At 68.4% G+C, this 6,017-nt stretch carries 9 protein-coding genes and 1 pseudogene; 1 reads left to right on the forward strand and 9 read right to left on the reverse strand.

Going from position 1 to position 6,017, the window contains the following annotated elements:
• From KXJ60_RS03630 to KXJ60_RS03670, 9 genes and pseudogenes are all read right to left on the reverse strand, one after another.
• A pseudogene (locus KXJ60_RS03630) lies at positions 1-223 on the reverse strand (hypothetical protein); the annotation flags it as partial.
• The gene (locus tag KXJ60_RS03635; protein WP_056581647.1) at positions 220-816 is read right to left on the reverse strand and encodes a S26 family signal peptidase; all 597 of its coding nucleotides are present in this window, start codon (positions 814-816) and stop codon (positions 220-222) included. The gene KXJ60_RS03635 and the pseudogene KXJ60_RS03630, both read right to left, overlap by 4 nt.
• Entirely contained in the window at positions 813-1,358 is a 546-nt protein-coding gene (locus KXJ60_RS03640) for a DUF2840 domain-containing protein (protein ID WP_056581644.1), read from the reverse strand. The genes KXJ60_RS03635 and KXJ60_RS03640 overlap by 4 nt, the downstream gene beginning before the upstream one ends.
• The gene (locus tag KXJ60_RS03645) at positions 1,355-1,639 is read right to left on the reverse strand and encodes a hypothetical protein (RefSeq protein WP_056582611.1); all 285 of its coding nucleotides are present in this window, start codon (positions 1,637-1,639) and stop codon (positions 1,355-1,357) included. The genes KXJ60_RS03640 and KXJ60_RS03645 overlap by 4 nt, the downstream gene beginning before the upstream one ends.
• Complete coding sequence (gene parA, locus KXJ60_RS03650) at positions 1,636-2,274, reverse strand: ParA family partition ATPase (RefSeq protein ID WP_056582609.1); 639 nt, start codon at positions 2,272-2,274, stop codon at positions 1,636-1,638. The genes KXJ60_RS03645 and parA overlap by 4 nt, the downstream gene beginning before the upstream one ends.
• A gap of 253 nt (positions 2,275-2,527) precedes the next feature.
• Positions 2,528-3,361: a replication initiator protein A gene (locus KXJ60_RS03655; RefSeq protein ID WP_056582606.1), complete on the reverse strand. Its 834-nt coding sequence runs from the start codon at positions 3,359-3,361 to the stop codon at positions 2,528-2,530.
• A gap of 26 nt (positions 3,362-3,387) precedes the next feature.
• Positions 3,388-3,669, reverse strand: a complete 282-nt coding sequence (locus tag KXJ60_RS03660) for a helix-turn-helix domain-containing protein (RefSeq protein WP_013721771.1) — start codon at positions 3,667-3,669, stop codon at positions 3,388-3,390.
• Between the two features lie 83 nt (positions 3,670-3,752).
• Entirely contained in the window at positions 3,753-4,520 is a 768-nt protein-coding gene (locus KXJ60_RS03665) for a DUF2285 domain-containing protein (protein WP_056581641.1), read from the reverse strand.
• Positions 4,521-4,829: 309 nt separating this feature from the next.
• Positions 4,830-5,177, reverse strand: a complete 348-nt coding sequence (locus tag KXJ60_RS03670; protein ID WP_056581638.1) for a DUF2958 domain-containing protein — start codon at positions 5,175-5,177, stop codon at positions 4,830-4,832.
• Positions 5,178-5,392: 215 nt separating this feature from the next.
• Between KXJ60_RS03670 and KXJ60_RS03675 the strand changes: the two genes are divergently transcribed.
• On the forward strand, positions 5,393-5,686 hold the full coding sequence (locus KXJ60_RS03675; RefSeq protein ID WP_056582604.1) for a helix-turn-helix transcriptional regulator: 294 nt from the start codon (positions 5,393-5,395) through the stop codon (positions 5,684-5,686).
• The last annotated feature ends 331 nt before the right edge of the window (positions 5,687-6,017 follow it).

The following is a 6,017-nucleotide window of genomic DNA, read 5'->3' on the forward strand; positions in this document are numbered from 1 at the left end:
CGCCCCCCCCCCCCCCCACGCCGGCGAACGCAGCGACGGCCACAGGCCGGGCGCGTTCGAGGCAAGACACCTGCACGTTGGACGGCTGCGCCGAAGGCAGCGCGAAGTGCGGCGCGGATGCGCTCGCACTGCACGCGCGACGACACGGCGACGGCCAGCAGCACGACACGCCCGATGGCACGACAAGATGCACGGCAACGTGCAGCAAGTCGGCGGCCATCATGGGCGGGACTCCAGCCAGACCGGATGCGCGACGCCAATCACGGCGCCCACACTGACCGGCCCGAAATACCGGCTGTCGAACGACGCCGGGTTGGTCACACTGAGCAGGAACAGTTCACCGGGTTCGAGGCGACGGCACTGCTGCCAGGATGGCAGCGGCCGGCCCCAGCGGTCGGCAGGCAGCACAGCGGCCGAAGGCACGCCGTCGATGCGGACGATGCGGCCAGTGATGCACACCTCCTGCGGCGCGATGGCGCCCACGCGCTTGAGCAGCGGCACGCGCGCCGGCAGGTAGCCGCGCTGCGCGGCCAGCGCGGCGGCGTCTGGCGGCAGCGTGGTCAGGACGATGCTGCCCACTTCCAGCCGACGCGGCAGCGAGCCGGTGCCGTGGCGCTGCGGATTGACGCGATACCAGCCGACCGCCACGCTGTCGGACGGGTTGTAGATCAGGCGCGGCAGCGGCTGCACGAAGGACGCCCAGGCCAGCGCAGCGAGGCCGCAGGCGGACAGGCCCGCCAGTACGAGGCGAGCGCGCAAACGTGCGCGGGGCGAGCGAGGACGCGACGCGGCGCCGGCAGTCGAAACGGCGGTCATGGCAGTGCCCTCCCGGTCAGCCAGGCGGCGTGCCGCTCGGCGGTGTATTCGGGCAGCGGCAGACGCGCAGCGAGCCGGTTGGCGAGCGTGCGCCAGTACACGGGCGAAGCGGCGGATGGCGCGATGCCTAGCGCCTCGATGGCGTCGATGCGCTCCAGCACGGCGCGCACCTGGTTCTCCCCCTCGGCGTGCAGCAGCAGGCGCGCGCCCGGCTGCACGCCGGGGATGCGCTGCGCCGCATCCAGCGGCGTGCAAGCCTGCATCACCATGAGCTGCCAGCGGATCGTGCCGTAGTCGTTGGCCTGCCAGCGGATGCGGCTGAACATGGCGCCCGGCAGGAACACCGCGCAGCGCCGCCAGCGGTCGAGCTGGAGCGTGCGCGCAGGTTCGCCGAAGCGCAGGTAGAGCTTGAAGCGCGGTTCGATGTAGGCCAGCGCCACGCGCGTCAGCGGCGTGCTGGCAGGCTGGCCGGAAGGTGCTGCGTGCGCAGCCGTGGCCGCGCACGCAACAGGCGCGGCGGCAGACGAAACGGATGCAGTCATGGGGTGTTCTCCCTGCGGTGCTCTGGAAACTCCCGCTCCAGCAGGCCGCGCAGCAGGTCGGCCACGGTCACGCCCTGCGTGAAGGCCGACACCTTGATGCGCGCCCGCATCGCGGGCGTGATGTCGAGGGTCAGGCGAGCCGTGTAGAGGTCGCCCTTGCCCAGCGCATCGGCATCGCCCTGGCGAATCCACGCCTCGGCGTGCGGATTCGCGGGCGGACGCGCGCCGATGCCGACGCGCTTGGCCGTGCGTTTGCTGTTCGGTGGCGGCGTCGTTGTCATGTCGTCCACCGCAATAGTTCATCGACCAGCGCAGTGATTTCGCGTGCGGCGGTGCTGTCCGGCGCCGTCTCGCGTGCAAGCCGGCCAGCGGCGACGCTGTCGGCGAACACGATGCGCTGATGCACTTCCGCGCGCAGCGCAGGAAGCGGTTGGTCGGCCAGAGCCTGGCGCGCTTCGCGCCCGATCACGGTGGTGCTGACGCGCCGATTGATGACGAAGGCCGCGCGCAGCGCTGGCCGAAACACCTGCGCCTCACGGATCAGCGCCACCATCTCCGCGCTGGCCCACAGGTCATAGGGGCTGGGCTGCACGGGAATCAGCACGCGCTCGGCCGCCAGCAGCGCGGAACGCGCCAAGGCAGCGATCCTGGGCGGGCCGTCGATGATGACGTGATCGGCCCGCCTGGCGAGTTCTGGCGCCTCTTGGTGCAGCGTTTCGCGTGCGAGGCCCACGGCGCTGAACAGCCTTGGCAAGCCTTGCTGGCTTCTGCGCTGTGTCCAGTCTAGCGATGAACCCTGCGGGTCGGCGTCCAGCAGCATGACATGCTGCCCGCGCATCGCCAGCTCGCCGGCGATGTGCGTGGCGAGCGTGGTCTTGCCCACGCCGCCTTTCTGATTGAGCAGAGCAACGATCATGGCTTGGCCCTCCATGCTGGAAAGCCGGGCTTTTGCTGCTGCCTTTCATGCCGTGTGGTGGTTATCCACCGTGGCGCGGCGCTTCTACTAAAAGTTAGAGAATTTAAGTTAGGGAAGTTAGAGGGACGCGAAACCCAGTGCTGGCGCGGGTTTGCGGCCGATTTTGTTGCCTGATAGCACGAGGATTCGTTGCCTGATAGCACGACACCTCTGTTGCCTGATAGCACGAGTCCATCCACAGACTCTCCCGAAGTTATCCCCGTGCCGTTTGCGGCACGGGCCGGAAGGTCAGCAGCGGCGAGGAAATCCCGGACGCGTGCTCGATGCCCAACAGGTAGCCCGGCAAGGCTTGCCGCGCCACCAGCGCCCGCAGGTCGGCGGCGAAGTCGTAGTAGCGCGCCACGCTGCCCGATTTGCGGTACAGGTGCTGGAAGTCGAATTGCCAGCCGCCCGGCTGCCGCCCGCCGTGCTTGCGCACCAGGCGGTACAGCCACCGCTCGATGCCGCCCGTGAGCCGGAAATACGCCGGGTCGATGGTCAGCACCAGGGCGGCGTCGAGCACGCCGGCAAAGAACCAGTCCGGCAGGATCAGTTCGAGGCCCAGCGGCGTGCCGCTGGCATCGGCCAGTTCCTTCCACTCGTTGATCCAGGAAAACCGATGCAATCGCCGCCCGGTCGTCTCGCGGATGGACGTGGCCACCGTGGTCGATTGCAGCCGATCCAGCGCAGCCTTGAGGCGCTGGTAGTCGCGCAGCGACGTACCGCGCCCAATGAAGCGCAGCACCTCGTAGGGGCGTACCTGCATCAAGCGCGAAGGCCGCAGGCCCGCGTCGCGCGCCTCCACGATCTGGCTGGCGGCCCAGATCAGGATGTCGGCATCCCAGATCGTGGCGATGCCGTGCTCCTGCGTGCCTTCCACGCGGATCGTCACGTTGCCCGCCCGGAAGTCGATGGGCTTGACCCGTTTGGACTTCGCCAGCGAGAAGAACGGAAAGGCCATCAAGTCCTGGCTGTCGCGTGGCGCCATGTCGCCCGGCAGCGCGCGAAACAGGTCGAGCTGTTCGCGCTCCTGCAAGGGTGTGGACATGGCGAAGGCCATCCACGCGCCGCCGATCAGCGCGCACGGCTGTCGGCCGAGTGGTGCTCGGCGTACTCGGGATCGGAAGTCGTCTCGAAACTGCGGTCGGCGGCCCAGGCATCGAGGTCGGCCACGGCGTACATGACCCGCCGGCCGAACTTGCGAAAGCGCGGGCCGCCGCCGATCACGCGCTGCTTTTCCAGCGTGCGCGGCGACAGGCGCAGGTACTCGGCGGCTTCGTCGTTGGTGAGATAGCGTTGGGGCTGCGCGGCAGCGGTCGAGACAGCGGCGGCAGGCCGCAAGGGAGCAGGACGCATGGTGTGAACCTCCATAGCTTTCAAAGCTCCGGCCACACAGCGCAACCGGATGGAGGCAGTCTCAGAAAACGCGGCCCACTTGCTCAGGGTCGTTTTGCGTCGCCTTCAAAACGACCCTTCTCAAGCGGCGCAAGCTGTGCTAGGCGGCGATAGCCGCCGCGCATCAGCGCATCGCCACGCCGCACCAAGCGGCGCACCTTGGAGCGCAAGCCGCCGTCGGCGTACCAGTCGGCCACGGCGTCGGCACCGAACAAGCCTTCGCCGACCTCACGCGAGGACGCGCCCGCCAGGGTCGCGTCGAGCGCCTGCAAGGTGTGCAGTTCCAGCAGCGCGGAAGGTGTTGGCCTGGGCGTGGCGGCGAAGGTCACGCCGGGCACATGACCGCGCACAGGCGCGGCAGTGCCGCCGCGATGGGCATAGGCGACAGCCATGCCGTCTTCCAGGCCGGGGGCCAGCGCAAAGCGCAGGCAATGGCCTGGGCTGCGCGCGATCAGCGCCAGCCGTTTGCCGTCATGGAGCAGTTGCTTATGGCCAGGGATGCGCCAGAACGCGAAGATCGAGGCATCGGGTGGCGGATCTTCATCCGGGTAGAGCTGCACCATCGCAGCGTGGCCGGGCAGCCAGGCCGGATGCGCGTCGCGCGCATCCAGGGCCGGGTCTTCCAGCAGGCGCAAGCCCCAGCGTTGCGCCGCTTCCTGTGCCGCCTGCGACCGACGACGATGGCGCAGCCAGTCGAGCCGGTAGTCGGGGTGCCTGCGCAGGTACTCCCAGGCGAGCGCAAGGCTGTCCAGATGCAGCACGTACAGATACGCGGCAGTCGGATACCAAGGCTCGGCGGCGCGGTCGGCCATGACGCAACCTCCTGGGAACAGGAATCGCCGCCACGGCTGGGCTACGCGCTACATCGCCATCGTCAGAACGTCATGGGTAAAAATGGTGACTGGGGTTGTCAAGACCGATTGGCTCCGATGCGTTGCGGTTTCCGTCTCAATGCGGCGGTGGCAGCGCCCCGACCGTGGGACGCCGTATCGGCCAGCCTGCCGCAACCCAAGCCAGGCATCATGACTGTTTCGATCAGACTGGCCGGGGTATGCCGCAAGAATCCCGATTGAGACCTGCCCGGCATGACGCCAGACTGAAAAAGTCACAGTAGGCCGTATTCAGTCCGGGATCGCTCCGTCGCGCTCGGCCAGCCGGGTGTATTCCGACAGCGTGCGCGTGGGGCGGAAATAGAGGTCGCGTAGCACGGGCTGCTGGCGCGGCCCGACGATGCCGGCCAGGTCGGACAGCTTCACCGTCCCCAGCTCTGGCATCCCCAGCCCGAGGTCGATCAGGCCGTAGGCCGTATCGCCGTCCGCAGGATCGAGCGCGGCCAGCAGCCAGGTCACATGCGCGTCCGGCGTGAACAACCGCACCACGGGCACCGGGTCGATGGCCTCGCCAGCGGCGCGGGCCTTGCCGTGGGCCAGCAGGCGCGCGCGGTCGTCCTCGGTGATGAGTGCCGTCATGGCGCCACCCTCCGGCCGCACGAATCCGCCGAAGCGCAAAAGCGCAAAGCCGTACCTGCGGATTTGGGCATAAACACGATGGCGGTTCCGTGATTTCGCGCCTTTGTTGAAACCCGCAAATGCGGATTTCTGTAGAAGCGCAGAACAGTGAGCTTTTGATGAATGAGTTAAAGATAACGTGGTTTTAATTGTGCTGCGAATCGACGCTTCTGTCCATGCAGAAGCGATCCGTCCAGCCCGGCCGACCGGCCGGCGCCACCACCTTCGACGCCGAGCTGGCTCAAGCCTTCGGCGCGGCGGTGCGTGCGCTGCGCACGGAACGCGGCATCGCCCAGGAGACGCTGGCGCACCTGGCCGGCGTCGAGCGTTCGCACATGGGCAAGGTGGAGCGTGGCGAACACCAGCCCACGCTATCGCTGATCTTCAAGATTGCCGGCGCGCTCGAATGCAGCACGGCGGTGCTGATGAGCGAGGCTGAAAGCCAGCTCGCGGCAGCGGCCCAGCCGTAGGCGCTGGCCGGGCCGATCCGGCGCAGCCGGTTCGGCGGCATCGAGGGGCGCCAAGCATCGCGCGGCGGGGATAGCCCACAGGGCTTTCCCCTGGAGTGCAAGCGCCAGCGCGTAGCGCCGCAGGCGCGAAGGCGTGAGGGATTGGAGCCGAATGGCCGTGACGGCTTGCCGGCACGGGGCGCAGCCCGAAAGCCCGGCGGCGCTTGCAGCGCCGACACGCCATCCTGGGCTTGCTACGCCACGGGCTGCGGGCCATCCACCGATGAATACCGGCCCTGGTGAACATGCCAAGAGGCACCCGTTGCCGAACCCCGTGCGTGCGGTGCTGCGA

Source organism: Hydrogenophaga sp. (assembly GCF_019264445.1).
Lineage (GTDB): Bacteria > Pseudomonadota > Gammaproteobacteria > Burkholderiales > Burkholderiaceae_C > Hydrogenophaga.

What these genes read in the sequence shown, in the direction of transcription:
- KXJ60_RS03635 (WP_056581647.1), bottom strand. Translation starts at nt 816, where the DNA reads ATGACCGCCGTTTCGACTGCCGGCGCCGCGTCGCGTCCTCGCTCGCCC.
- KXJ60_RS03640 (WP_056581644.1), bottom strand. Translation starts at nt 1,358, where the DNA reads ATGACTGCATCCGTTTCGTCTGCCGCCGCGCCTGTTGCGTGCGCGGCC.
- KXJ60_RS03645 (WP_056582611.1), bottom strand. Translation starts at nt 1,639, where the DNA reads ATGACAACGACGCCGCCACCGAACAGCAAACGCACGGCCAAGCGCGTC.
- parA (WP_056582609.1), bottom strand. Translation starts at nt 2,274, where the DNA reads ATGATCGTTGCTCTGCTCAATCAGAAAGGCGGCGTGGGCAAGACCACG.
- KXJ60_RS03655 (WP_056582606.1), bottom strand. Translation starts at nt 3,361, where the DNA reads ATGTCCACACCCTTGCAGGAGCGCGAACAGCTCGACCTGTTTCGCGCG.
- KXJ60_RS03660 (WP_013721771.1), bottom strand. Translation starts at nt 3,669, where the DNA reads ATGCGTCCTGCTCCCTTGCGGCCTGCCGCCGCTGTCTCGACCGCTGCC.
- KXJ60_RS03665 (WP_056581641.1), bottom strand. Translation starts at nt 4,520, where the DNA reads ATGGCCGACCGCGCCGCCGAGCCTTGGTATCCGACTGCCGCGTATCTG.
- KXJ60_RS03670 (WP_056581638.1), bottom strand. Translation starts at nt 5,177, where the DNA reads ATGACGGCACTCATCACCGAGGACGACCGCGCGCGCCTGCTGGCCCAC.
- KXJ60_RS03675 (WP_056582604.1), top strand. Translation starts at nt 5,393, where the DNA reads ATGCAGAAGCGATCCGTCCAGCCCGGCCGACCGGCCGGCGCCACCACC.